Here is a 26,933-nt window from a genome sequence, read left to right as displayed (position 1 = left end):
AGATATTCATTCTTTTTTGAAGACTGTGATGTACTCAGGTATGAGTTTAGTGCTACTGCCATTTTCATTCATCACTATAAGGCTTACATTATATTTTCCTGGTTCAGTAAATGTATGAGTTGCATTCAAAGCATGTTTTGAATTAATCCCATCTCCAAAATCCCAGAGCCAGGAAGTCGGGCCACCTGTGCTATTGCCGGAAAACAATACTTTTAACGGGGATACCCCAGAAGTAGGCGATGCAGAAAAGTCTGCAATGGGTTGTTTTGGGCTCTGTCCCTCTTCCAAAACAATAGACATATAGATATGGGAACCATCAAGATAATTAATCCATACAACTTTGTCTCCATAAATAGCAGACTCTGCAGACGATAATCCGCTAGTAGTTATCCTGGTTTCCTTCTGAGTGGAGAGATCATACATATAGATAGCTGTATGACCATTACGATAGTCTGCCCACACGAATCTATTCTCATAAATAGCAGGCCAAACATGGTCTGATTGATTAGTGGCAATCTGGGTTTCTGTAGAAGTGGAGAGATTATACATGTATATACTGCTTTTTCCGTTAAGGTAATCTTCCCAGATAATCCTATCACCATAGATTACAGGATGCATATGTCGTGATTCATTGGCGGTTATCTTTGTATCCTTTAAAGTGGAAAGATCGTGCATGTAGATATCTGAGTTTTCAGACTCATGGTGATTAGCACACCAAACGATCTTGTTTCCATATATATCAGGATCTAAATCATCTGATATGCTGCTAGTGATTTGAGTCTCATTATGAGTAGAGAGATCGTACATATAGATATCGGAGTTTGAGAAGTTTTTAAAATCACCATTGCGGTAGTCTACCCAGATTATCTTATCCTCGTAGATTTTAGGACTCAAGGCTGATCCATTAGTGGTAATCTGAGTTTCCTTCTTAGTAGAAAGATTGTACATATAAATATCTCCGTTTCCATTACGAAGATCAATCCATACAATTCTATCACCATAGATGTCAGGAGAAAAGTCATCGGATTCGCTGGTGGTTATTTGAGTTTCCCTGTAAGTGGAAAGATCATACATATAGATATCAGGATTTCCATTACGATTATTCGACCACACAATTTTATCCTTATAAATAGCAGGTTGACCCGAGTTTAATCCATTGGTAGTGATCTGATATTCAGTGAGGATAAATTGCCCATCTACACGCTGTAAAGGAGATGCTGTTATCGGAAATAACTTTGAGAAAGTTCCTTTTGAATTAACTACAGTCAGGTTAACAATATAAGTTCTCGGAAAAGTATAGATATAAACCTCAGTTTTGTTTGTAGAATCAGTAATTCCATCATTGTTAAAGTCCCATAATCTTTTTGCTGCGTTTTGTGAAAGATCGGTAAAAAGGACAGAAAGAGGAGCCTGGCCGCTAGTAGTATTGGCACTGAAATTGACTACAGGGAGAGCTTCAGCCTCATGCACAATAATTTTCTGAGTTTTTGAGGCCTTACCATTTGGGTTGCTTACTGTCAGATTAACAGTATAATTTCCTGGGATTATGTATTCATAAACCGGATCTTTTTCCGTAGAGTCTGAGATCCCATCATTGTCAAAATCCCACTTCCATGCAATTGCATGTCGTGAAAAATCTGTAAACTGTACAGCTAGTGGGGCAAGTCCCTGTGTGGTATTGGCGCTGAAGTTTGCAACAGGTTGTTTCTGCGTTCTGGATATAGAAGCTAGAGGAAGAAAATCAAAACCACTTTCGTTGACATTATAGGGAGAGTCGCAAATCCAATCTCCATCTGAATCCGTGCAGGTTTGGGAAAAGCCGGTTCCATTCGGGTTTGCCCAGTAATTGCCGCCAAGGTATGGCCCGCCTACAACATTAGTACCAGAGATAAGTGAACTGTTCCATGTGTTTTTTTCATAAATTCCCAGCCTTACATTTATAGTGTTATTCAAATAATTATTATAAATTCGTTCACTACTATTCTGATCTGGAATAGAGATCCCACATTCTACACTGGATGTTATTGTGTTATTTGAGATTTCAACGCCATCAGTGGTATCTATATGAATTCCAGTACTGCAATTCAAGATTGTATTATTGTCAATTGTAGAAGGCGACTGAGAAATTTCTATCCCATAGTAACAATCTATAATGCTATTGTTAATGACATCTATACCATGATCATATGTATCGACCCCCTGAGAGCAATTTGAAATCGTATTATCAGATATTATGTCACCTCCCCCGCAACAGGCAATACTTATACCCCCTCCTTTTGAGATCTTATTTTTAGAAATTAAATTACCCGATGACCATATTCCCAGAGAAATGGAACCTTTTTCAATAGTGTTGTTTGTCAGGGTATTCATTCCGCTTTCACCCATAGAAATAGAACCATTGAAGAGAGAGTTTTCTGAGATTGTGTTATAACTGGAATATAATAGAGAAATAGAACCTTCTTCAAGGATATTGTTTTTCAGATTATTGATATTACTGTCTTCATTCAGAGAAATAGAATTGTTGAAGAGAAAGTTTTCCGAAACTGTATTATAATCGGCATTAACAAGGCACACTCCCATATAGTTTTCAAATAGAGTATTATCTGTAATTTTGCAGTTTCTAGTATTCTTAAGGCAAATCCCAGATGGATAGTAAGTATAATTTCCCTTAGACCCTGTTATATTGAATCCGCTAAGAGTCACGTTATTTGCTGTTATAAGAAAAACACTTTTGTTTTCCTCTGGAGATTTTACCAGTACCTTAGGGTTTTTCGACTCCGACCTGATAGTCAGCGAGGTAACGTTAACAATTATACTTTCGTTATATGTTCCAGGCATGACGATAACGGTATCTCCTGATGACGAATTGTTTACAGCTTCCTGAACCGATTTAAAATCTGCATCTGAACCACTATTATCTACTATAATCTCCCTGGCGGATGCAGGGCTATAAACCGCAGTAATAATAAAGATAGAAACCGCTAATAAGACGGTTAATTTATTCACCCACACCTGTAACTCCCCCCTTTAAACCAGAAATACTACACTAACAAGATCTGAGGCCCTCAAGATACCTAATTTAAGAACTAACAGAACTTATTTTTGGCATTATATAATCCTTTTTACCTTCTAAACAAAAATGTGGTATGTTAGAAAACTATCTTCGATTAAAAAGACTATAGCTCCTTAGATTCATGTTTTAATCCGTTTAATTTATTAAATGCTTTAATAGTGAACTTAATGCAGATAAAATACATTAAGATTTCAAGCAAGATGGAAGTTTTGAATCTCAAGGAAAATAATAAAATTCCCAAGGAAATTGAAGTGGCTATACAATCAAATGAGGATTTATAAACCTATTTTAACTTTACAGGGGTAGTAGAGGGTTAACAAGAGATAAAGAACATAGAAAGCCAGAAAAAACACCTGCACAAGAAGCTGAAAATTAAGAAAAAGAAGTGGACATTAAACAGCTTGCCAAGCTACAAGCTTATTAAAATGTCACTAATTAATAAGAGAGTAAACTGGCTTTTCAATTTAAAATGTTCATTTCCTTTTGGAGACTGTAATATACTTTGGAATGATTCTGGTGTTGCTACCATTTTCATTCGTTACTGTAAGACTTACATCGTACTCTCCTGGTTCAGTGAATGTATGCGTGGCGTTTAAAGCGCGTTTTGACTTAATGCCGTCTCCAAAATCCCAGTGCCAGAAGTTCGGTGAACCTGTACTGTTATCAGTAAATAATACTTTTAAGGGTGCATTTCCTGATGTTATATTAACAAAGAAGTCAGCAACAGGTGTTTTTAGTGATGGCTCTATTCCCGAGACAGTACACATGTAAATATCTGCATTTGCGTAGGGAAAAATATTTGTATATTCATTATGCGAATCCACCCAAACTATCCTGTCACCGTAGATTGCAGGACTCGACTGTCTTGATTTATTTGAGGTAATCTGGGTTTCCGTATGAGTAGAGATATTGTACATATAAATATCGGCGTTTAAATATTCTCTATCGTTACGATCCTGCCATACAATCCTATCCTCATAGATTGTAGGGTCATATGCTGATCCATTGATGGTTATCCGAGTTTCCTTAGAGGTAGAGAGATTGTACATGTAAATATCAGAATATCCATTGCGGTAATCTGTCCATACTATCTTGTCTCCATATATAGCAAGGTCCTTGATTGACTGGTTAGTTGTAATTTGAGTTTCCTTTTTAGTGAAAAGATCGTACATGTAGATATCGTAAGTTTCCCACCTATTGCGAGAATCCTGCCACACTATTCTATCCTTGTAAATAGCAGGATTTTTTGCACTCCCATTATTTGTAATCTGAATTTCGCTGGAAGTAGAAAGATCGTAAAAGCAGATGTTTGTGATTCCGTTGAGTGTGTATATATATGCTATTTTGTCCCCGTAGATAACAGGATTGCGCGCTCCTCCACTATTGGTGACCTGAATTTCTTTTGAAGTGGAAAGATTATACATATGTATATCCGATTTATCCCGGGTATTGGTATTATTGCTATATTCCTGCCAAACTATTCTATCTTCAAAGATAGCAGGGTATTCCTTTTTTGATTCACTTGTGGTAATTTGGGCTTCCTTGGAAGTAGAAAGATCGTACATGTAGATATTGTTCCATCCACTGCGGTCATCTAAAAATACTATTTTATCCCCATAAATAGAAGGCATCGTTTGATTAGAATTATTTGTAGTGATTTGATACTCCGTAAGAGTATATTGAGGCCGATTGGATGCTGTTACTGGATATAATCTCGAGGAGGTGCCGTTTTCATTGCTTACTGTCAGATTGACAGTATAGATTCCAGGTACCGGGTACACATGAACCGGGTTTTTATCTATGGAGTCCGTAACTCCGTCATTATCGAAATCCCATACTCTGGATGTTTCATTTTGCGGAAAGTCTGTAAACAGGACAGAAAGAGGTACGTAGCCATTGCTCACATTAGTACTGAAGTTTGCTACAGGAAATACTTGCTGCCGAGTTTTGGACATAGAGACAAGAGGAAGGTAATCAACATCATATGTATTGATTGTGTAGATTGAGTCACCAATTCCATCTCCATCCCAATCATTGCACCTTTGGGAAAATCCGGTTCCGTCAGGTTTTGCCCAGAAATTCCCACCCAGGTAGGGCCCGCCTGTAATACTTGTCCCCGGCGTCTTAGTAATGTTCCAGACAGCACTACCTGGGGTATATCTTGGATTCTCGCTTTCTAGATTCTCAGTTCTACTGCTATTGAAAAAGTTAACCGTATTATTGAAGAGGTTATTATGGATCCGGCTGTCACTAGAAGAACCTTCATGTTCCTCGGAGTGGTCAAAATAGATTCCACATTCTTTATTCAGTTCAATCCTGTTGTCAGTTACTAGAGCAGAATCATCAAGTGAGATCCCAATGCCGTTGTTTGAAATTGTATTATTTTTAATTAAACTGCCTGAGGAGTAATGAGCAATAAAGATTCCCACTGTGTTTGAGATTATTGTGTTATTTGTTATGTCACTATCAGAAAAAAAAGGCATTGAAATACCATAGCTGGCATTGGTAATGAAATTATTATCTATAATATTACTACTGGACTCGGAAAAAGCAATTCCGCCCCCTCCATCACTTGAAATATAATTGCCGAGAATTTTGCAGCCAGGACCTTGAGCTACCCCTATACCCCCGTTTAAAAGTGTATTATTAAGCAGAACACAATTATAGGATCCATGTGAAATGCTAATTCCTTTGTTAACAATTAGATTATCAGAAATTGTAAAATTAGAATCTGCCCAAGGACCATCTACAATGATACCTGAATTTAAGATTACATTTTTCTCAATAGTGGAATTATAACATTGATCAGCATAAATACCTGATTCCAAAATGTTATTTTTAACAGTACAGTTTTCAATTTTACCATACCAGACCTCATCCGTAGGACGACCTTTTAAAACTAATTTTTCTTGTATGCTAAAGCCACTTAGGGTAATATTATTTACACTCAGTATAAAAGCCCGGACAATAGTATCCTTAGGATTTTCAGACTCAGAAAGGATGCTTATGTTCTGTATCCCTAGATCAACACTTTCGTTATAGAAACCTGGATAAACAAGAATTACATCTCCTGATGATGAATTGTTTACAGCTTCCTGAACCGATTTGAAATCTGCATCTGAACCATTATTATCCACTATAATTTCCCTGGCGGATGCAGGGCTATAAACCGCAGTAATAATAAAGATAGAAACCGCTAATAAGACGGTTAATTTATCTACCCACATTTGTACTTCCCCCATTAAACCATAAATATAGACCAATGAAATTTCATGCCCTCAAAAAAGGATGTGAAATTTAAGAGACAACAGAATTTATTTTCTTTATTATATATCCTTGATTACTTCTTCAGTGAAAATGTAGCAGGTTGTGAAGTTATCTGTAATTTAAAAGATTGGAAAGTCCTGTATTTGTTTCTTAATCCATTTTATTCCTTAAATTCTTTAATCTGGTATATGGTTCGGAGACAAATACATTTTAAACTATATTTTGAGTGAGATGGAAGTTTTTTATACGGATAGTTTCATACCTGATTATAATATTGGGGAAAAATTACTTGACAGAAAGATTTGTTTAAGGGGAAAATTGTTTGCAAAGACTACCTCTGTTGCAGGCTTTTGTTTATCTTTCATGACTTGAATTTTCCGATTTCTTTTGATTAGGCGTGTCTATACATATATAAGAAAAAAATTTAAAGTGAAGTTGAATGTATGTGAGAGTGCACTTGCAATACAGGAATAGCATGAAAGATGGTTTAAAAACCGTATATGACTTTTATTTGAGATTTGGGGTTTTAAAGAGGGGATTTTGAGCAGATTTTATTTTAAGTTGTCCACAACTTTCAGAGACTTCAATTCGTGAAACTGGGGATTTCTGAAAAATGGAAACTCTTTAGACCGAAAACCTCGGGTTATTCAAGTGATTAAATAAATCCCAAAGGGTGGTACGCATGGATAATAAAGATAAGCTTTCGGAGAGAGGGGAGAGAAATTCGGACTATGATGTGATAATCATAGGGGCAGGACCTGCCGGAATGTTTGCAGCTTACGAGCTTGCAGAGTTAAAATCGTTAAAAATCCTTATTGTGGACATGGGCAGGGATATAAATGAACGCTTCTGCCCCATGAAAACCCAGACTTACTGCATGCACTGCACACCATGTGACATTATGTGCGGGGTAGGAGGCTGCGGAACTTTTTCGGATGGAACCTTAAACCTGCGACCTGATGTAGGAGGAGACCTAGCAGCCCTGACAGGTGATCAGACTGAGGCCTGGCAGTTTGTGGAAAGAGTAGATAAGGTTTTTCTGAAGTTTGGGGCCCCTCAGGGAGCTCTGCTGACCGAAGGTCCTGAAATAGAGGAGCTTAAACGCAGGGCTGCCTCAGTAGGAGCTCGTTTTATTGAAATAAAGCAGCGGCATATAGGTTCAGATAATGCCCCTGCAGTTATAGGGCGCTTCAAACAGGACCTTGTTTACAAAGGAGTGAATTTCCTGCTTGAGACCGAGGTAAAGGACCTGCTGGTTGAGGAAGAGACCTGCAGGGGTATTATACTTTCTGACGGGCGAGAACTTCGAGCCAGCTATGTGCTCCTATCGCCCGGGAGGCGGGGCTGCAACTGGGTTTCTGATATGATTGAGAGGCACGGGATTGAAGCGCGATACGGCGGAATCGACATTGGGGTGAGGGTAGAAGTCCCTGCGATCGTTATGGATCCTGTTACAAAAATCAACCGCGACCCCAAGTTCCATATTCAAAGCCGCCGCTACGACGATTTTGTCCGGACCTTCTGCACGAATATGCGCGGGTTTGTCGTAAAGGAAGAATATGAAGGTTTTATCGCAACCAACGGCCATTCCCTGGCAAACACTGAATCCGAAAATACCAATTTCGCTTTCCTTGTCCGAATAGAGCTTACCGAGCCCATCGAGAATACCACAAAATACGCCCGCTCAATCGCAAAACTCGCAACCACGATAGGGGGAGGAAAACCGGTCCTGCAGCGCATGGGAGATCTGAGAAGGGGCCGGCGCTCCACAAAAGAACGCCTTGCAAAGAATCTTGTTGTAAATACGCTTAAAGACGTCACCCCAGGCGATATCTCAATGGCTCTTCCCCACAGGATAGTCATGGATATAATCGAAGGTCTTGAGACCTTAAACGAGATAATTCCAGGCGTCGCTTCAGATTCAACCCTACTGTACGCTCCTGAAGTCAAGTTCTATGCAATGCACCTGATAGTCGATAGGCAGATGGAAACCAGCATCAAAAACCTCTTTGCAGCCGGAGACGGAGCAGGACTTTCAAGAGATATAGTTAATGCTGCTGCCACAGGGATTATGGCAGCCGAAGGAATAATGAAAATGGTCAAAGGGGAAAAAGGAGCAAAAGAGGAAGAAGGAGCAAAAGCAGAGGTAAAAGATTAACAAAAAAGACAGTGAGGAGAAAGTAAATAAAAAGAACATTGAGGAAAAACGAAAAAACATTGAGAAAAAATGGGTGAACAGAAAAAACAGAAAAAGATAGAAAGAAGTGGCAAGAAGTGAAGAAAAAGTAGATAGGGAACTTTTTTCAAAGGAAGGATACGTTCCCACACAAAAGCCTGGATTCACTGAAAGACACTCAAAATGCTTTTTCTCAATCTGAAAAAAGGCCTGGAATAGAATTTAGGACTGAATCTTAATTTTCAATCCTTAACCCTTATGCTGCAGATCTTTGTAGGATAGAACATTTATAGTAGAGTTTTTTGATAGGAACGCAAGTTGTATCATGTATCTATCATGTATAATATTTTTAGCATTTAATGTTATTTTATTGGGTTCTTACTAGAGAAATATCTTACCAAAACTTGTGATTTTCTGACAGGACTTGGTTCAAAAAGAAGAAGGTTCATGTATTCTTCTGATTTGTTGCTGACTTTCTTTTCTGAAAGGCAACTCTCCTGCGCCGAGCGTGACAAGCTCCATTTAAGATGGCTAATGGCGTTGCTTCAGCTTAGCTAAATTCGCTAATCTAAGGGATTGCCACCAAAAAAAATCAATTGTGTGCGGTCACTCTTTCCTAAACAGGCTGTCCTACAATCTCTTTTAGACAGCGTGAAAAAAAGATTATGGAGATTTCTAAGAAAAATGAATGCCCTTGGTATAATGACTTTACAGCCACCATGTCAAAGGCAGATGTCAAGGGCAAATGTCAAGGTGGATTAGAAGTGCATAACTTGCAAACGCGGGGCATCTGCCACTTCTTCATACTTCTGGGAGAAGGCACGGAAGGACTCAGTATACTGACGACCGCCCGCAGGATCGTTAATCCGCAGGGAGGTGCCATCGACTGTGCCGTCTCCATATATGCCACGAACTACACGTGCGTGAATGGCCCAGAGGTCACCTGGAGCTTCATCGGCGATCACGATAAGAGGTCCATGAAGCTCAAGCAATTCCCGCATGCCGTTTACAGTGTAGCACATGGGCGGCTCACCAGTCATTTTACATGCTTTAGCAAAGTCTCCATGCTCCTCTGCGGGTAGTCCCTGGTTAGCATCGAACATGGCCCGGTATTTCGCACCTGCTTTATCCATTGCAGCCTCAATAGTATATGACTTTTTATCCTTCCAGGAAATCATCATGGTCGCAACCGTGGCCCAGCAGGTCATACTCGAGGGCTGCGCAATGATCGGCACGATCCCAGGAACAGTGTAATTAAAATAGGTTCCGGTACCGCCGGTTTTGGGCTCGTTAACCTCGACCAATTCCGTCCCACGGCTGATCTTGATATTCGGTGCTTTTTGCTGCGACTGGGACTTGATCAGATCCTGAACTTCCTTCTCCTGGGTCAGGGTTGTCGGTTTCGCAGTCGGTTCACCCACCATAGAGCTCAAGGCACTGTAAGCAAGCTTGTTGGCCTGGTCTCTGGAAATCTGCTTGCTGCTTTCAGCTTCCTGAATGGTTTTCAGTGTCTTACCGATATCTTTCTTCATAGCATCCTGCTTCTTGAGATCGGCAGCCATACCTACAAGATCGGTCACGCTTTGGGACGTGGTCTCTAGAGCTTTCAGTGCATTGGCCTGGGTGCCAGTCAAGCCGGTCATATCCTTAAAGACATCGCTCTTGCCAAGGAGATTAAGTGCTGCACCTAGGCCGGTAGGATCGGGTGAAGCAGGTGCCGTCTGCATAGCGATGATACTTGATGGTAGATCCTTGACCTGCAGATTGCCCACATCAGAGCGTCGGGTACTGGTGGAAATCGGGTCGATGATTGTGGCTTTGGCATCACAAGGGACTTCGGAAAAGCGCCAGTGTCGGGAATCATCGATTTCTTCGCAGCTGTTGCATTTACCCATTACGGATTCCGCATAGACGCCTTTAGTCGGGACACTGATCCGGAACGGGTCCGGCTTCGTGGTTGGTTGATAGTAGGCCAACAGGTCTTCGACGCCCTTGAATACGGGATCAAGACGCTCGCCAGGCACGACCTTAAGCACAAGATTATTCCCGACAATACCCAATATTTTGTTCTCGACAACACTAGCGACGCTCTTGCCACCCGAATTTGGTGCAATGTAGCCATCCAGCAGACCGAACAACCGGCTGGCATCCATGCTGTACCAGATCACCTTATGGGCCATTTCCAAGTGCTCGTTCAAAAAACTGACCAAAGCGGCGGCAGCTTCGCGGTCCTCCTTTCTCGGATCCCTCAGCTCTTTGTCGGAAAGTGGCGTATACATCAATGCCGCATCGGTCTTTCTCTGAGTCTCAAAAAAGGGTGGCGTACTGAGTCCGATTCGCACCTCTACCTTATTGATTATATCATTGTTAACCCGACTGTTCCTGACAATGGATTCGTTCAAATGTTTGGTTCGGTAATAGAGATAGACCGACCGTAATATGATCTTGGAAGAAGCGTCTACGGTTGTATTGGCGCGAAAACGCAGATGCTTTATTTGGCGCCGGGTGATATTCTGTGTCACTTGACTAGCGAGTTTCACTTCCAGAGGAACTCCACGATTGTAATTCGAGAGTAAGGTAAAGTCCAGCTTCAATGGTCTTTCAGTACCATCCTCTGCGATGGCATCAATCTCGATATTATCGATAAAAGTGCGGACGATTTCCGGGGCGTATTGTGTTTCGAAAACGGCATCCTTTTCGGCTTCAGTCAGCGGGACTTCACGCTCCAGCGTAAATTCCATCGAGCCGAAAAACCACGGGAACGGCACGTTAAGGTCGTATGTTTCGGTTTTTTTCATTTCGTCGATTGCACTTTTATAAGGGCGTTTGAGTTCGAACGAGATTGAGAAATTGCCGCTAAAATCCTCAATCACTTCATCCGCGTAGCTGCCGATAGGTAGGTCAGAATCGGCGTAATTATTGGCGATCCGTCCTATAGCATCAAAGCCTCTGATCAGTTTTTGGCCATAAACAGCCCGGCGTAGAGTGTTCCGCCAGCGAAGTATCTTTTGATGATCGAAGAGGCTCATCGGCAGTGGGACAAACAGGCACTCCTGGACGTCCACAAGTTCCGTTTCGATCGCATAATGCTTCAGCACCTCGAAATACTCCACAGTCATGGCATGACAATGGTTATTGTTTTTAATCACCTCGGTCTGTACCGTCATGTTCTCGGTTTGCCCGACGGTCTGTATAACCGTACTCCGCTGGTTCCTGAGCGATGAGGCCGACTGAGCGATACTATCCTGCAGCCGGTTCAATGTACTGCCTGCCAGATCCCGAGATGAGTTTTGCGTAGCAGTAGAACTGGATGAGGCACCTGAATGGGAAACACCTCCAGCAATGCCGAGGCCTAATGAGTTGCCTATGAACCCAAAGGCGCCACCGATACCGCCGCTGGTGGAACCTGTCTTATTGGTTGAACTGGCATTGATACTCTCCCGGAAAGATGAACTGATTATTTCACTGATATCCCGGTCGTGTGAAATATCGGCCACTAAGGCCTCTGTGATTGTTTGGCTCTCGCTTCGGGCGGAGCGTTCTTCACGATCCCAGTCGATAATCGCTATCTGCTTTTCCTGGCAGGGCGCCAGCGGCAAGCTATAGAGTAAATCCCCGAGCGAATACCCATCAGCCTTCCATTTTTGCTTGAAGTGCAGGATATGGCCGTGCGCAATCGTGGTATTTTCATAAATCGTGGGAGTTTCATCCCAGTCTATACTATTCTCGACTGTCAGTTCCTTACGACCGGGATGGTTGGAGATGTAGGCGCGCTCAATATCCTCGATTTTATTGATGGCGGTGTAGATCTGCCTTTTCAGTCTGTTCAACGAACTTTTGATGGGGTTGTAGTTCTCGATAAAGTAATTATCTTCTAAAGAGATCATGAAGGCCGTGCTTGAGGTATAGAAACTGTGGAACTGCTCCAGCAGATTGAGAAATGCCGCGATGCTAGTAATAAATACATCGTAGTTGGCGCGAATCATCAGGATCTCACCGAGCGAGAAGATGGCTTTATTGCGCAGCACTTCCTTCGTGTCTTCAAACTGATGTATCAAGCATCGAATACCCATTGTTTTCTTTTTCACAGTGGATGGGCAGGGTTCGAAATTGTATGCACCTTTTTCGCTCACCTGTGCCAGTTCGGTCACCAAACGTCGCAGATATCCAAGCAGTTCTTCTTGATCCTGAGATTCATTTGTGGTCGTGTCTACATCCTGGATCAGCTTTACCCCACGGGTTTTCATGACGGCAATGAGCCCGGAATCCGCAAAGGGTTGCTGCATTAGTTCACTAATATCAGAAACGAATTCTTCAAACTGTATGGCCAGTTTGCTATTAGGTTCAACAAACTTTGCATACTTCTGGATGTGTCCAAGGATAGATTCCAGGGTAGCGTAATTCAAAGCATTCTTGGATGTCAAGGCCTCGCAGTAGGTCTTAGCTTCCTGAACCCCGTATTTACCACAGTAGGCCGCGGCAAGTTGTTGATGTAATTCCTGCAACTTCGCCTTTCGGCGCGCCTGCTCGGACAGTATTTTGACCAAAAGGCTGAAGTTGGTTCCTGGACTCACCTGCAGCAGATCTTGTGTGCTTAATTTGAGCTGCGTGGTTCCTGAAGGCACTTTCAGGTAGTAAACCGGCGAGGCCGGAGCAGAGGTTTGCGTGCTTTTTATCCGCACCGCATTATCCATTTCAGCTGTCGTTTTTTCTTCATCCACTGTGTAAGGAATGACGGATAAAGTATTGAATGAATTGTTGAGTCTGCCGAAAATTGTGAAGAGCTCGTCGGAGATGGCCAGCAGTTCATCTTTTATGTATTTGCTTTCTTTAGCCGTAATAGTAAGGCCTTTGATCTCAGGTTCCGTGGTCCTAACAGTATGGTAAAAGCTGAATTCTTCCAGGGTGCGGTTCGGGATCGTAAAATCGACACATCTCCCTCCCAGATCCTGGGAAAATGAGGGGCTGCTAACCAGATCTTCCGCATCCGGTAGATTAGGAGTTCCGCTGCTGGACAGTACCTCACTGGGTAAGCCAGACAGATCAGCGACCAGGATGATATCTTTGGGGATTTTCTTGTTGTCGAGGGTTATCGGGATGGGTGTACCCTCGAGTCCGGCAATAAGTCCGTAGGCTCCTTCATGAGTCTTCTTATTATCCACCCGCCCGAAGAAATAGCCCCCACGATCTGTCTGTGCAGAGAAGATCGGGCGATAGCTTTGGCTATCCACGGCAGCATTCGGATCATCACTTGCCATGATGACGATCTGAATGCCGGCAACTTTCTTCTCCCCAGAAATATCAATGACTTTGCCCGCAACCTTTCGATAGGCATTCAGAACCGGGCTTGATTCATTGAATTGAATAACCTTGGGGTCCACGTGCAGGATCAGGGGTTGTGTGTCATCTTCTACATTTTCTGATAAAATAGCTGCATTCAGACTTCCAAAACTGTAGTTCTGAGTGCCCAATTGCTCACCATCCGGTGCAAACGCCGCGATCGTGATTGATTTCCCGCCTAGTAGATCCTGATTGGGTAAGAAAAAACGGAAGGCTCCGTTTCGTTCGACATCAATGCGATCCCTACTGTAAATCGAATTACCGCTAATTTCCTGAATGTAGCTGACCTTCAAAAAATGGCCCAGATACTCGTCAGTGATGGGTCCGTTATCAGTGGGTTTCAAAAAACCGTTGATGCTGACTCTATTCATACTTGATCCTTCTCCAGTGTCTCAAGTCTCTTAAACAGGTCTTTGTTATTTTTACCCTGGAGCTACTCACGTTTACTATCATAGTCAGGAAGCACAATCCTTGTAACTAACCCCTTCAGACCTCCAAGTACCTCCAACGGCAAATAAATTATAAAAACACATATCTGAATATAAAATACTTGTGAAATAAATTTAAAAGAATTTTTATTATTTTTCTTATATTTCCATTACACTCAAAATAGAAATTAAAAATTAAATGGGTTTTCTCGGGATTTAAAGCCATTATACCCTTTCTCTCAGGGGATTACTTCAAGAATAAAGTTGAAAGTTCATAGAAAAAACGATTTTGTAAGTGGCACTGTGTGAGTAACGATATACTATCAGTCAAAAAATATATATATTCGTATACTGTATTAGGTTGTGCAGACTGCCAAGGTGGCGGAGCGGTCACGCAATCGCCAGCAGAGCGATTCAGTCCTGGTTCAAATCCGGACCTTGGCTTCTCTAATTTTTAAAAATAACATTTTCATTCCTGTGAATGACTTTTGTTTTTTGGTATCGTTAACTTTTTACGTCTTCATTGATATCTTTTTATTTTCTACATTTTATTTTTTATATTGTAGTCCGCTTGAACGAATGAAGTAGCAAAGCGGACAGCATGTTGTCGAAGCAGAATTCGGACCGTCATCCCGAAATAAGAGTCGGGCGGCAGAGTCACAACTCTGCGGGAAAAACATTTATTATGCCCTGAGATATATAAAAAATAGTCATGAATAACAGCTAATCCAACCAGATACGGGCCGCTGATCTATTGACAAAAGACAAACGCATAAGGTTTCCATCAGGTTCATATCAGGCTTTCTATAAAGGCATCAATTACAAAATAGACCCTGAAAATGACATCGTGGAAATGACCCAGAGACTAAATCCCAGATATAGTCCTGAAAGCAGGGAAGAGGCTGTTAATCTGGCAAATAAACTTGGAGTAGAAAAAATTCAAAAAAGGGCCAGATTATTCTCAAAACTACTTCTCCTTTCAATATTACTATTCCTACTTTTGATGCTTTCTCCTACTTTTTTCTCCATAAAATCCGAAGGCTTTCTATCAGCCGGAAAATTTTTAACGATTGTGTCAGAGGTTGCTTTCCTATATATGTTTGGTTATTACAGGGCCATTGTGAATTATTGTACGGACTCATACTGCGAAAAATGCAGGAAGCATTTCGTTTTTGAGGAATTTCAGGCTCCTCTCGTAAAAGAAGAAAGCAAAATCGACACATATACAAAAACCCTAACAAACTATTGGCATTGCATAAACTGCGGGCATGAAGATGTAAAAGTCGAACCTCAACCCATAGATCACCATCGCGAGAAAAAACAGGACAATTTAAATGAAGATACCTGCGAAGAATGTGGGAAAGAGCATGCAATCGAAGAATACAGAAGTGTTGACGTTTTAAATTACGTTTTCAGAAAGAAAATAAGGTATTTTAAATGCAGAAACTGCGGCTACCGTGAAATCAGACTAAATAGAAGATTCAAATTTGTTTAATAACCTCAAGCTATCTCCAGTCTAAGATATTATTTTATATTATTTTGAGAATAGTAACAGGAGAATGATAACAGGTTAAAATAGTATGGATTAAACCGTTGTAAATATTCATGCTCAAACCCAGAAATACCAAAAAATGAGATAATAATATGAACTCACATGTTCATCTGAAATACAGTTTTTACGGTAGAATGGAGGAGCTTTCTTGCTCCTGTTTAAAGCCTTAAAAACTGTATTTCAGGGATTGTTCTCTCATGAGATATCTTTTTCTGGAAGCCTAAAAGTAACAAATCTAAGGCTTTCTCCAACTTTGGCTTTTCCACTGTTTATAACTACAGGCAATGCCCTTTTTGTACCAGCTGAGTGCTTAGATTTCGCCTTTACACCATGCCTGAGGAATTTGAATTCCTTCGAAAGCATTGCTAGAGCTACTATCGCCATGATATATTCCGTAGCCGGAGATGCAGCCCAGACTCCATCCAGCCCGAAGAAAGCAGGCAGGATAAAGAGCAGAGGAAAGAGAACGACAAAAATCTTCCCGAGGGAGATAAAGAGTGATTCTCTGACCCTATTTATTGACTGGTAATAGATAGCAGTAAGGAGTACGATTCCTTCAACGAGCAAAGAGAACATAATTATCTTCATTCCTCGTAGGGTAATCGCCATAAGTTCGGAGTCTCCCTGGCTGAAGATCTGCACCACTTTTTCCGGAAAGAGGTTGATTAGCACAAATCCGAAAGCTCCGGTAAGGATGCACGAAAGTAGTGTCAGTTTCAGGGTTTTTGAAACTCTTTTATAATAGCCAGCTCCGTAATTGAAACTTATAATCGGCTGCACTCCCAGAGCCATTCCCTCGAAAAGCATTGAGAATATTGAAACGACATATCCTATAATGCCATAGGCTGAGACCGCAAGTTCGGAACCATACCCAAGTAGCATGTAATTGTGTGCAAAGAGCACGAGAGCCAATGATAACTGCATCACGAAAGACGGAAAGCCGGCTCTGAGGATCTGGATCTGGGCCTCGAGTTTGAATTTCATAGCTTTAATCCGGAGTTTCAATTTTGCCTCGCTGCCGAAAAGATAACGCATAAACAGCACTGCCGGGAGAGCAAAGGCAATTATTGTGGCAAGAGCGGCACCCATCATTCCCATGTCCATATGCATGACGAAAAGGTAATCAAGCACAAGATTTACAATTACCCCTGCAATCATGATGTTCATACAAAGCCTGGGTTTCCCGTCGTTCCTGACCAGAGGTTCAAGAGCAACTGAAAGGATCATAAAGACTGAGCCAATTAAGATAATCCTCAGATAATCATGGGCAAAATCGAGAGCAGGCCCACTGGCTCCAAGGATGCTGATCGAAGTCTCACAAAAAACCAGCCCGGCTACGGTAAGAACTGCTCCTGTAAGAAGACAGAGGTAAAAAGCATTGTGTACTATATCCAGGGCTCTCCTGAAATTCCCCTCTCCAAGTTGCAGGGCCGCAAGACTTGATGCACCGATCCCGATAATTACTCCCATGGCAATAATGACCATATAAACAGGATAGGCAAGAGTGACTGCTGCAAGCCCCTGGCTTCCTATAGCATTTCCTATAAAGAAGCCGTCAATGATTCCCTGAATTCCGGCAATAACAACTCCAACGACAGTCGGGAATACAAATTTCAAGAATAGATTCACTATATTCCCGGACCTCATCTCTTCGTTACTTACCATTCCAGGCCCTCCTTACGTATTAAAGCCAGCTTTTCAGAGACCAGCTTTTCAGAGACCAGCTTTTTAGAGGCCTGATTTTGAAACTCCGGGACTATTTTTGCTCTTGCCAGGTGGAAGAACCTATTCAAAGAGAGGTAAGTTGTATTGTGTTTCTGTAAATATCTGTATCTTCTTAAGATTTCACCTATTCTTGAGGGATCGAGGTAGTAAGATTTGATCCTCTCAAATAGTTTAAGTGGGGTCATAACTCATCCTGGATGAAGCTTCTGAAAATACGCAGATTTAATTATAGTTGCCTTGTTGCAAAATTAATTAGTCTGTCTATGCCGAACTGGTAACTGCATATAATCTGTGGGTTAATTTGCGTGCATTCCTGCAGCATTCATTCGTTTTACGAAGCTTCACCGTTTACTAAGGGAAAAAGAGGATTCAAACGAACCAAGAATCCTGTCCAACCAGCAACAAAGCAAGTAAAACCAGATTCAGATAGTTATCTGATTACAGCTAATTATTACAGCTAATATTATGTAATGGAAGAATATTTATGTGCATATATAGATTTTCACTCTTTCTTAATTTAACAGGTTATATTATTGAGGGTCTTAAAAACACCTAAGTAGATAAACTAGCCCTATTTTATGCAAAAACATTAATTGATAGATCTAAAGCTAAAAACGTGAATAAAATGGTTCAGCTTCAGGTAAAAACTCTGGAAAAACATTAAATTTGCTCACGGGCTATTAAATTTACAAATACTCAGAAATAAGCCTGAAATTGAACATCTATCGATTAAAAAAAAATCATCTTACTATAATAGCAAGTTTAAAATTTTTGGATTTACAACAAGTATTCTATACAATAAAAAGATCAAGGGCTTACCCATCCATTTTTTATGTGAGAAACACCTTTCCGTTTTAAATTGAACTGAACTTATTTCCGATAATGACTACCTTAATAATTAATTTTATAATTATTAAATTAATAATTATTACCAATACTTATATTTTCATAGCAAGCCGCTAAGCTTTTCATGTAAATTATTTCCATAGCCTTATCTTGAAACTTGTAAAAACCTTCCGGCCACCGGAAAGAAGAAACTGATCTAAAATGTCTACTAAAAATATTACCTGTACTTCACCTGAAGTCCTGGCTCCCGTAGGTGACGAAGAGGCCCTGCTTGCTGCAATTCGAGGGGGAGCTGATGCTGTATATCTTGGAGTCGGCGAATTTAATGCCCGCCAGGGTGCAAAGAATTTCACTCTTGATAACCTTGATGCAGCCGTGAAACTGGCCCACTCGCATGGAGTTTTAGTTTACTTGGCTCTCAATATTCCGATCAAGCAAAAAGAGCTGCAGCACGCGCTTGAGATAGTAGATTGTTCATATGCAGCCGGAATTGATGCGGTTATTTTTCAGGATTTGGGGCTCCTCAAGCTTTTAAAGGAGATCTATCCGGACCTGGAGCTTCACGCAAGCACCCAGATGACTATCCATAATAAAGGAGGAGTCGATTTTTTATCAGGCCTGGGAGCAAAAAGAGTTATAGTCTCAAGGGAACTTACCGCGGCTGAGGTAAAAGATATCGTGGATCACTCAAACGCGGAAATTGAGGTTTTCGTCCATGGGGCCCTTTGCTACTCCTATTCTGGCAAATGTCTTTTCAGCAGTTTCCTGCATGGCAGAAGCGCAAACCGGGGAGCCTGTGCCCAACCCTGTCGACGCCGGTACAGATTCGTGGTAAATGGCAGGGAGGTTGACGATAGGCATATCGGTGGCAGTTATCCCATAAGCTGTGCCGAACTTTCCACTCTCACAGGGCTTGAGGAAATCATAAAAACCGGGGTTGTAAGCCTTAAAATTGAAGGCCGGATGAAAAAGCCCGAGTACATTACTGCAAGTGCCGCTGCCTATAAAGCTGCAGTAGAAGGCATCTGCGGCCTGGGAGAGAACACGACAAAAGAGGAACTTAAAGCAAGGGAAGCCGAGCTTGCAAAACTATTTTACAGGGGTTTTACAAGAGGTTTCATACTCGGAGAAAAAGGCGTATCCCATCCCAAATACAGCTCAAACTACGGGGCATTCCTTGGAAAAGTCCTTGACATCTCTCGCTCAAAAGGGAATACGAAACTTACAGTTCGGCTGAATGAAGACATCCAGGTAAAAGACGGTATAAGTATTTTCACGCGAGAGAGAATGCTTGGCTCAGCAGTTACAGGCATAATCACGATTTCAGGCGATCATATAAAAAATGCAAAAAAAGGTGAAAAAGTAGGGCTTGAAATCAGCTCGAAGACCGGAAGAGCAGTCCAGAGAGGCGACGAGCTTTATCTCACAACAGACACGAGGCTCCTCGATACTCTTCAAAAAACAAAACTGAAAACGCTTCCTGTAAGCCTGAAAGTAAGAGCCAGAAAAGGAGAGCAGTTTTCGGTTATAATTGAAGAAGAAAGTAAAAAGCTCAGAGACTCCGGGAAAAGTAGGGAGAAGGCTACTGCGGAATTCACGGATGATTACATTGTCCAGGAAGCCGAGAAAAACCCTACCACGGTTGGGCAGATAAGAAAAGCAATGGAAAGCCTTGGAGACACCTCTTTTGAGGCTAGTTCTGTCGAAATTGAAGCGGATGAAAACATTTTCATTCCGGTCGGTGTGCTGAAGAACGCAAGGAGAAAGGCTGCAGACCTCCTGCTGGAAAAAATCCTCATTGGAGATAAGAAAGAGCAAAAACACCCGGATCTTGCAGATTTCAATTGCCTGTGCAATTCTGAAAGCCGCAGCAGCAAAGCGATTGATGAAATTGAGCATGCTCCGGCCGTCAGTGAGACATTCAATAAGACCCTCAGTGAGGCTCCCATTGAGACCAGGGGCAGAAACTCATCTTCAAAACGGCTACTTCTTAGCGTTGAAGTAAATGAAAGTTCCTCTCTCTTTGAGGCTGCATTTGCCGGCGCAGATATAATTTATGTTCCGGTTTCAAAGTTTGAAGAGCTGACCGCGCCTGAAAATACGGAAAAACTTGAAGATTTGAAAGCCGAAAAGGTTGAACTCGTTTTCAGGGTTCCCCTGATAAATCATGATCATGAACTGGATAAACTCAAACCCCTGCTGGAAAAAGTAAAAACCGCAGGCTTCGGGATAGCCTGTTCCGATTTTGGGGTCGTACAGCTTGCAAAAGAGCTTTCCATACCTTTTGCCGCAGGAAAGGAGTTCAATATTTTCAACGCTTTTACAGCCAGTACTCTCTATCAGGCAGGAGCGTATCGAGCAACCCTTTCAAGTGAACTGAACCTAAGTGAGATAAAAAACATCTGTGAGGCAATCCAAACCTGCAAGAGCTCAGGACAGACCGAAATTTTCGTTTACGGTAGAGAACTTATGCTCATTACGGAAAATGATCTTTTAAAGCCCCTTATTGACAGAAGAATTGTAAGAAAGGACAGCGAGGTACTTCTCATTGACCAGGAAGATTCCGAGTTTCCGGTAGAGCGTCTGGGGACCCGGACCCTTATTTACAATTCAAAAGTGCTTGATATGCTGAAATATGTTAAAAACCTGAAAGATTACGGTGTGGATGTGCTTCGACTTGATCTTTCCTTCAATAATCAGATCGAGATAAAAGAGATCATAAAGGCATACAAAGAAGCTCTTGCAGGAAAAGAAACCAGGCTGAAGCCTGCAAGAGGGGTTGAGTATACTACAGGGCATTATTTTAAGGGAGTTTAAGTGAAACTCCTTTAAATAAAAAACGATTACCCCTTGATATGTGGAATAAGAGGAATAAGACAGCAAAATCGCATTCAGGAAAATATCAAGAAAAACAAGTTATCTGCTGAAAAAATTACAAGAAACCCTCTTACTCTATTTATAAAAACCCAAAAATCCTCCGTGTTAAAATTTAAAAAAATTAAAAGTTGCCTGCAAAGCCAGCAACTACTTAAGCCCTAAAATTAGAAAGGCTATAATCTGCAAACGGATTTTACGCATCTGTTTTTAATGCAACTTAAAAATCTATCCTTGCTTACAATTATTTAGTCATGACTACTAATCCGACAATCTTCTGTCCAGAGTACCAGACCTTAACCTGGAATTCGTCAGGGTTAGCAAATGCATTTTGTACAGAAGTTTCAATATTGCTGGATGGGTTGGATAAATATCTCCAGTCATTACCTACATAGAGCCAAAGAGCTCTCGCGTTGGAGGCAGGATATGCCTTCAGTTCAAGCCAGTACTCTGTTGCTACGTTGCTGGTCACAGCTGTTGTGGACATTGATTTTCCCAATGTGGCTGGAGCTGTTGACTGCTGACCGCCTGAGCCCAGAGCCACTCCCTTATCTTGAGAAGATGCAGCACTCAAGACCGATGGAACCGCTGCCAGGATTAAACATATCATTAAACCTGCTATTATAAGCCGATTTTTTAACATATTTTACACCTCAAATTCTTTTCCCTATTATATTTTCATACTCACCATGCTTTCTAATTTCTAATTTTTCTCGAGAAATTTGCACGTGTTAGAAGGAAGATTTCAAAAAATAAACCCCGAGAAATATGTCAAGTATTTGCTATACTTACTAAATGTGATATCAAAGTCCTTATATATGATACTTTTGACAGAATTTTTATTTAATATTTTTATTATACATAATGTCAAATGTTAAGGGCAAGTACAGTAAAACTTACTAAAATTAGTATGCACAGATAGTTTATTGCTTCACTACTGATTTAAATTAACCTTGTAAATCTCATGCTAATAAGCACGTGGTATTCCATCAAAAAGCAATATATGATTTTGAAATATCAGCAATTTAATTTGAATAAAAATAATTTAAGGTAATTATATAAGAAAAATAAAATAATTATTTGAGTAATTTATCATATATTGTAAAAATCGCGCTTGATATAGTTTTTTGCTTTATATACCTTGTACCGCTGGATATGAACGGATCGACCATCCGATTGTAAAAGATCTTAGATATTCTTACACCCACCATGTCAACATACTTGTAAAACAGGTAGCTCAAGGGTATGATTAATAATACAGACAAGAAACATGAAATTAAAACAGCTGTCCCATATTGAAATACTGAATGAAGGAAGAGGAACAGTGCGCAGGTGAAGCTGCTTATTACTAGAAAATGTATCAGATACAGAGAGTAAGATATTTTTCCGAGAAATACCGGCACTGAGGAAGAAAAAATGTTTTGTAGCCATCGGCTGTTCAATAAAACATACATTATCATGCCGGCGCCCAGAATATGATAGGTCAGCTTTGGTGTTTGGAAGAGGCCGTTATTGAGGAAACCATATAGCGAATCGTTTGTCACAGTGCCTACAGGATATGATCCGAGAAACAACCCTGAAATCAGTAGAATAGACAATATTATTTTATTATCTGTTTTAAACACCGACGTCTTACTGTTGAAAGTGTCGGCGAGTACCATTCCAATTACAAAGGCAAAATAGTAGGAATTGAAGAAAAGCACGGCTGCTGCAAGGTAGAATGTCCAGCGGGTACGTTGTACTCCGAACAGTAAGGCCATTGCGAAAACAAGCATCGACCCATAAAATTCTATTGTCATTGTCCACAAAACCGGATTATAGGTATCTTCACCTGCAAAAAACGATCCCCAAATCGCCTGCTTAACCGCGTCGACAATGTCTGGTGTAAAGGTCCAGTAGTTGGCATAATTATTATTTCCGGAAATCATTACAGTTTCAATATAATAATGAAATACTCCGGTTGATGCTAATAAGAATGCTAAAATAATCGCTGCGAATACAGGAACAAACAATCTTATATATCGACGTACAGCACCGCTTATAATTATTTTTTTGTCCTTCGTTCTAAAATATTTATAGGTTAATACGTAGCCACTGAGAACAAAGAAGATGCAGACCGAAAAGTTCCCGGCTCCAATTAATCCCAGGGGTGTACTCGAAAAAAGCTGTTCAAGGCCCCCAAAATGTGAGGGCATCCGATCACTATAGATTATTGCCGGGACTAATAAGATGAAGAAGTGCATTATCATAACATTAATCGCAGCTATACCGCGTAGTCCATCAAGATAGTTGATCTTGTCGGTCATACTTATTGCTCAAAGAGGATTTATTTAAACAGTCTTTATAATACTCCCATAATAAGGCCACGTGTAATAAATAAGGTTCAACTCCAGCTTAATCACAAAAGATCTACCATCGCAGTCGCAGAATCCATCGAAAGATAATGATAGCTACAGATAAAATAAGTCTTTCCATTTGTTCCAATTCTTGATTTAATGGATCTGGATTTTGAATCAGAATGAGGACTGAGAATAATATTTAATGTATATACTGAGTTTCATTACTTAATTCCAAATTAGAGTTTACTAATTGAAATGTGCGATATATAAAATAGAAAAATATGAGATTATATAGAAAGTTTCTCTTGTTCTAGTTAGACAAAAAATTCCGAGAAATGGATTCCTTCGAATCCAAATAATTTCCGTCAGTTTTCACTCAATGGCACAAACTTCAATCTTTTAGGATAGTACCTCGTCATCACAATTAGCTATGAACACTCCGTTATTTAGGATGCCACCTGGCACATTAATTATTCTGTCCTCTATCCAAATTCTGCAATTTTCAGAAATTAAGCATCCTTCCTCCTTTTGGAATATCGAGGAGTGTTTGAAGTAGTTTAATATTACAGTATCTAGGGTTTCCTCATAAAGTCCACATTCTTTGAACTTTTTATTCATATAAACATCGAATGTACCATCGTCATGGAGAATAAAGTGGGTTGTTTTGTTAGCATATTTTCTAGGCATAGGGATCACATTTTTTAATAAATTTAGTTATAGGATTTAATTTTTCAACTTCATGAATAGGGTTTCGCTTTTGATACTGCTCCATTTCAAGTATATAATAATTGTTTTTATTAATAATAATAGGATTTACAACAGCATCTATAACAGCAATAAGCCACAATGATATAAGTTTTATCTCTTTAAATTTTGATTATTATTAAAGTTACTGAAATAAAAATTCAAATTTAGCATTGTAATCTCTCATTAAGGATTTTAGCTTTCCAATTAGACTTTATTTGAGATAAAAAGAATACTTACCGACTACATTTTATCTTAGAGATTAATTTCAATTCCTGTTTTGGTAGATTTTACTCGTGAGCTAACATTATTCATTCTCTTATACTGAATCACGAGATGTTTCTAGTCATTAATATATCGTTACTTGATTTAAACCAAGTGTCAGATTTCCAATTACCTCCAATTTACTCCATAAACTTTATAAATTTTTAAAGACATAAATTTAATATGTAACAGTATATGAAATATGTGGATGTTTGGTAAAAATAAGGGATATTTCCAGATATCTATATTTATATTTGTTAAATTTCTGAAAGCTTCACTTAAAAAAGTTGGAAAGTATACAAATAAATTTAAAGCCGAAGGGACAGAATAAGAATGGGTGGTAATGTGGGAGACATAGTTGAATACAATCAGCATGTAAAAGTGCCTGGAAAACTCCTTGAGTCTATAGATAGTAGGGCTAAAATCGCATTATACAAGGAAGAACAAAAAGCTTTACATGGGTTTGTGCACAACAAAGCTGAACAAAAAACCTATTATTACGACAAAAAAATAACCGAGATGAAGAAAAAGTACGAGATGGATTTTTCAGCTTTTCAGAATAAGATATATTTAAACTCAGTAGAAGTAGATTTTGAAGAATTGAATGATTTCGTACTCTGGGGAGGTTACGTCAAAGCACACAGATACTGGGCACAGTTTTGCTGAATTAAACTTAAAGTACCGATAGTTCAATTAATCCTGCTGGAACCTTTGATTCTCCTGACCTGTCGGACTGTATGTCTATTAGCTCTACACGCCTGACTCGATTTAATTTTAATTAAGCTACGTAAGTTATGGATTTGCACTTAATGTTATAGTAAATTCCTATAGAAAGGACCATTTTCTAAAAGTAATGTAATTTTTTGTCTCCAAAGAAATCTGGAACAATAGATTTTCATGAAGTAATAGATTTACTTAATAGTATCGTGTGAACTTGAAATCTGGTATTAGAAACATTGTTTCAAAACTGTTTTAGTATAGAGCATCTATTATAAAAATAATCACAGTTTTTCAACGCTTACGCAGAAATTAGAATCCGTAGAGATAAAGTTTAACTGTTTATTAACGTGTCTGGCTTGCCAGTCAAATTAAGGTGTATTTTATCATACACTAATACTTACGCAAAAAGTTTGGGGGTGCAATTATGAATGATATATGCCGTAATTGTGGCGGTAGTGGCAGAGACAGGTGTTTGAATTGTGACGGCGAAGGTGGGAAATGGAAAGAAGTTGAAGGAGAAATGGAGTGGGAAGAATGTTTATTTTGCTTGGGAAATGGAGCTAATAACTGCATCAACTGTGATGGAACAGGCAAAACCTGATTATTCAAGGGTTATATAGAAACCAGATAAGAGATACTGTTCACTTATTAAGAACTGGCTTTTTAGCTTTCTCTTAGATTTCGAATCTCTTTTTAATTTTATTTGTACCTATTTTGCCTGCATCAACCTACAAAATCTCCCCAAATTTTCCGATAGGAATAGAGAAATCAAAAATGTCAGCTCTTTGAAACTTAATGACGAACATCTTGCAGGGAAGATCAAGTCTGTAATCTAGCAATATACTTTCTTTTTCACTGTTAGTTTAATCTTCTTTATAGAAAGGAAAATATAAAAAACTGTCTTGTATAAATATTAGGAAGCTTTTGTATCATTAAGAAGGATTTATTAACTGAAAAATAATTGTTTGTATATATAAAGTAGATTTTATATAGTTACAAAGAACAATTTGTAGACATTCTCACACATTAAAAAATATACAGGAGAAAACCGTATGACTCGTGATGATTATATGTTAATTCTGGGATCGAATGTGTATGCAGATCCGGTATATAGGTTGTCATATCAGCCTGATAGGAATAATGGAGACAGAACGCCTTTATTCACTCTTGAAAACTGCGATGAAAGCTTGATTCTGTCAACCGAGATCCGGGGTGAGAACTCCGAACTCATAGCAAAAATAGATAAAAACGAGTTTATCCAGATCAATGAAAACTTTGATGCACAGGGAGAAATCGAGAAAGGAAACGGCCTCACACTGATAAGAAAAGAGGACGGTACTGTTATATTCAATGCTAGAATTACAGAAGACCAGTATATTGCAGTGACAGGAACTTTTTACGTAGGAAACAAGAAAATCCATATAACTGATCGTACCGTGGAAATAAACGATATGCCCAGAAAAAGCATAAACGGTGTGGATATGCACGATACCATTTTTGTCGGAACCTGCGATATTACGATAACCGATAATGGAGTAAGGGTTTAAAGCGCAACCAGTCAATTTATCTATTATTTGGTTTTAAG

14 protein-coding genes and 1 tRNA gene are annotated in these 26,933 nt (G+C 39.9%); 7 read left to right on the top strand and 8 right to left on the bottom strand.

What is annotated here, in order from left to right:
- Window positions 1–6: 6 nt before the first annotated feature.
- Entirely contained in the window at window positions 7–3,006 is a 3,000-nt protein-coding gene (locus BP549_RS05220) for a NosD domain-containing protein (protein WP_292378711.1), read from the bottom strand.
- 540 nt (window positions 3,007–3,546) lie between these two features.
- On the bottom strand, window positions 3,547–6,315 hold the full coding sequence (locus BP549_RS05215; RefSeq protein WP_292378710.1) for a NosD domain-containing protein: 2,769 nt from the start codon (window positions 6,313–6,315) through the stop codon (window positions 3,547–3,549).
- Window positions 6,316–7,022: 707 nt separating this feature from the next.
- Between BP549_RS05215 and BP549_RS05210 the strand changes: the two genes are divergently transcribed.
- Complete coding sequence (locus BP549_RS05210) at window positions 7,023–8,498, top strand: NAD(P)/FAD-dependent oxidoreductase (RefSeq protein ID WP_292378708.1); 1,476 nt, start codon at window positions 7,023–7,025, stop codon at window positions 8,496–8,498.
- A 776-nt stretch (window positions 8,499–9,274) separates the two neighbouring features.
- On the opposite strand, the gene BP549_RS05205 is transcribed toward BP549_RS05210, so the two are convergent.
- Window positions 9,275–14,227: a papain-like cysteine protease family protein gene (locus tag BP549_RS05205; RefSeq protein ID WP_292378705.1), complete on the bottom strand. Its 4,953-nt coding sequence runs from the start codon at window positions 14,225–14,227 to the stop codon at window positions 9,275–9,277.
- 429 nt (window positions 14,228–14,656) lie between these two features.
- Between BP549_RS05205 and BP549_RS05200 the strand changes: the two genes are divergently transcribed.
- Together BP549_RS05200 and BP549_RS05195 are read left to right on the top strand one after the other, a co-directional pair.
- Window positions 14,657–14,728, top strand: a tRNA-Cys gene (locus BP549_RS05200).
- A gap of 310 nt (window positions 14,729–15,038) precedes the next feature.
- Complete coding sequence (locus tag BP549_RS05195) at window positions 15,039–15,779, top strand: hypothetical protein (protein WP_292374445.1); 741 nt, start codon at window positions 15,039–15,041, stop codon at window positions 15,777–15,779.
- Window positions 15,780–16,031: 252 nt separating this feature from the next.
- Here the strand turns inward: BP549_RS05195 and BP549_RS05190 are convergent, their stop codons facing one another.
- A complete protein-coding gene (locus BP549_RS05190) occupies window positions 16,032–17,501 on the bottom strand; it encodes an MATE family efflux transporter (RefSeq protein ID WP_292378702.1) in 1,470 nt (489 codons plus the stop codon).
- Window positions 17,495–17,746, bottom strand: a complete 252-nt coding sequence (locus BP549_RS05185) for a hypothetical protein (protein ID WP_292378701.1) — start codon at window positions 17,744–17,746, stop codon at window positions 17,495–17,497. The genes BP549_RS05190 and BP549_RS05185 overlap by 7 nt, the downstream gene beginning before the upstream one ends.
- Window positions 17,747–18,608: 862 nt before the next feature.
- On the opposite strand from BP549_RS05185, the gene BP549_RS05180 reads away from it, so the two are divergent.
- Complete coding sequence (locus BP549_RS05180; RefSeq protein ID WP_292378700.1) at window positions 18,609–21,224, top strand: DUF3656 domain-containing U32 family peptidase; 2,616 nt, start codon at window positions 18,609–18,611, stop codon at window positions 21,222–21,224.
- Window positions 21,225–21,525: 301 nt separating this feature from the next.
- On the opposite strand, the gene BP549_RS05175 is transcribed toward BP549_RS05180, so the two are convergent.
- The 3 genes from BP549_RS05175 to BP549_RS05165 all read right to left on the bottom strand — a co-directional run bounded on the left by BP549_RS05175 (window position 21,526) and on the right by BP549_RS05165 (window position 24,307).
- The gene (locus tag BP549_RS05175) at window positions 21,526–21,924 is read right to left on the bottom strand and encodes a hypothetical protein (protein ID WP_292378699.1); all 399 of its coding nucleotides are present in this window, start codon (window positions 21,922–21,924) and stop codon (window positions 21,526–21,528) included.
- Between the two features lie 433 nt (window positions 21,925–22,357).
- Entirely contained in the window at window positions 22,358–23,587 is a 1,230-nt protein-coding gene (locus BP549_RS05170; protein ID WP_292378698.1) for an acyltransferase family protein, read from the bottom strand.
- Window positions 23,588–24,019: 432 nt separating this feature from the next.
- Window positions 24,020–24,307 (bottom strand): hypothetical protein, encoded by a 288-nt coding sequence (locus tag BP549_RS05165; RefSeq protein ID WP_292374694.1) that lies wholly within the window; start codon window positions 24,305–24,307, stop codon window positions 24,020–24,022.
- A 654-nt stretch (window positions 24,308–24,961) separates the two neighbouring features.
- Here BP549_RS05165 and BP549_RS05160 point away from each other — a divergent pair.
- The 3 genes from BP549_RS05160 (at window position 24,962) to BP549_RS05150 (ending at window position 26,895) form a co-directional block, all read left to right on the top strand.
- Entirely contained in the window at window positions 24,962–25,294 is a 333-nt protein-coding gene (locus tag BP549_RS05160) for a hypothetical protein (RefSeq protein WP_292378696.1), read from the top strand.
- A 478-nt stretch (window positions 25,295–25,772) separates the two neighbouring features.
- Window positions 25,773–25,949: a hypothetical protein gene (locus tag BP549_RS05155; RefSeq protein ID WP_292374458.1), complete on the top strand. Its 177-nt coding sequence runs from the start codon at window positions 25,773–25,775 to the stop codon at window positions 25,947–25,949.
- A gap of 451 nt (window positions 25,950–26,400) precedes the next feature.
- Window positions 26,401–26,895: a hypothetical protein gene (locus BP549_RS05150; protein ID WP_292378695.1), complete on the top strand. Its 495-nt coding sequence runs from the start codon at window positions 26,401–26,403 to the stop codon at window positions 26,893–26,895.
- Window positions 26,896–26,933: the final 38 nt, after the last annotated feature.

It is taken from the genome of Methanosarcina sp. UBA289 (assembly GCA_002496565.1).
Classification (GTDB): domain Archaea; phylum Halobacteriota; class Methanosarcinia; order Methanosarcinales; family Methanosarcinaceae; genus Methanosarcina.
The sequence above is the reverse complement of the archived record's forward strand: the minus strand, read 5'-3'. Positions and strand labels throughout refer to the sequence as shown.

Bases quoted from the DNA above. Each gene is read 5' to 3' on its own strand.
- BP549_RS05215 (WP_292378710.1), bottom strand. From the start codon at position 6,315: ATGGGGGAAGTACAAATGTGGGTAGATAAATTAACCGTCTTATTAGCG.
- BP549_RS05170 (WP_292378698.1), bottom strand. From the start codon at position 23,587: ATGACCGACAAGATCAACTATCTTGATGGACTACGCGGTATAGCTGCG.
- BP549_RS05175 (WP_292378699.1), bottom strand. From the start codon at position 21,924: ATGTTAAAAAATCGGCTTATAATAGCAGGTTTAATGATATGTTTAATC.
- BP549_RS05180 (WP_292378700.1), top strand. From the start codon at position 18,609: ATGTCTACTAAAAATATTACCTGTACTTCACCTGAAGTCCTGGCTCCC.
- BP549_RS05150 (WP_292378695.1), top strand. From the start codon at position 26,401: ATGACTCGTGATGATTATATGTTAATTCTGGGATCGAATGTGTATGCA.
- BP549_RS05160 (WP_292378696.1), top strand. From the start codon at position 24,962: ATGGGTGGTAATGTGGGAGACATAGTTGAATACAATCAGCATGTAAAA.
- BP549_RS05155 (WP_292374458.1), top strand. From the start codon at position 25,773: ATGAATGATATATGCCGTAATTGTGGCGGTAGTGGCAGAGACAGGTGT.
- BP549_RS05185 (WP_292378701.1), bottom strand. From the start codon at position 17,746: ATGACCCCACTTAAACTATTTGAGAGGATCAAATCTTACTACCTCGAT.
- BP549_RS05190 (WP_292378702.1), bottom strand. From the start codon at position 17,501: ATGGTAAGTAACGAAGAGATGAGGTCCGGGAATATAGTGAATCTATTC.
- BP549_RS05210 (WP_292378708.1), top strand. From the start codon at position 7,023: ATGGATAATAAAGATAAGCTTTCGGAGAGAGGGGAGAGAAATTCGGAC.
- BP549_RS05205 (WP_292378705.1), bottom strand. From the start codon at position 14,227: ATGAATAGAGTCAGCATCAACGGTTTTTTGAAACCCACTGATAACGGA.
- BP549_RS05165 (WP_292374694.1), bottom strand. From the start codon at position 24,307: ATGCCTAGAAAATATGCTAACAAAACAACCCACTTTATTCTCCATGAC.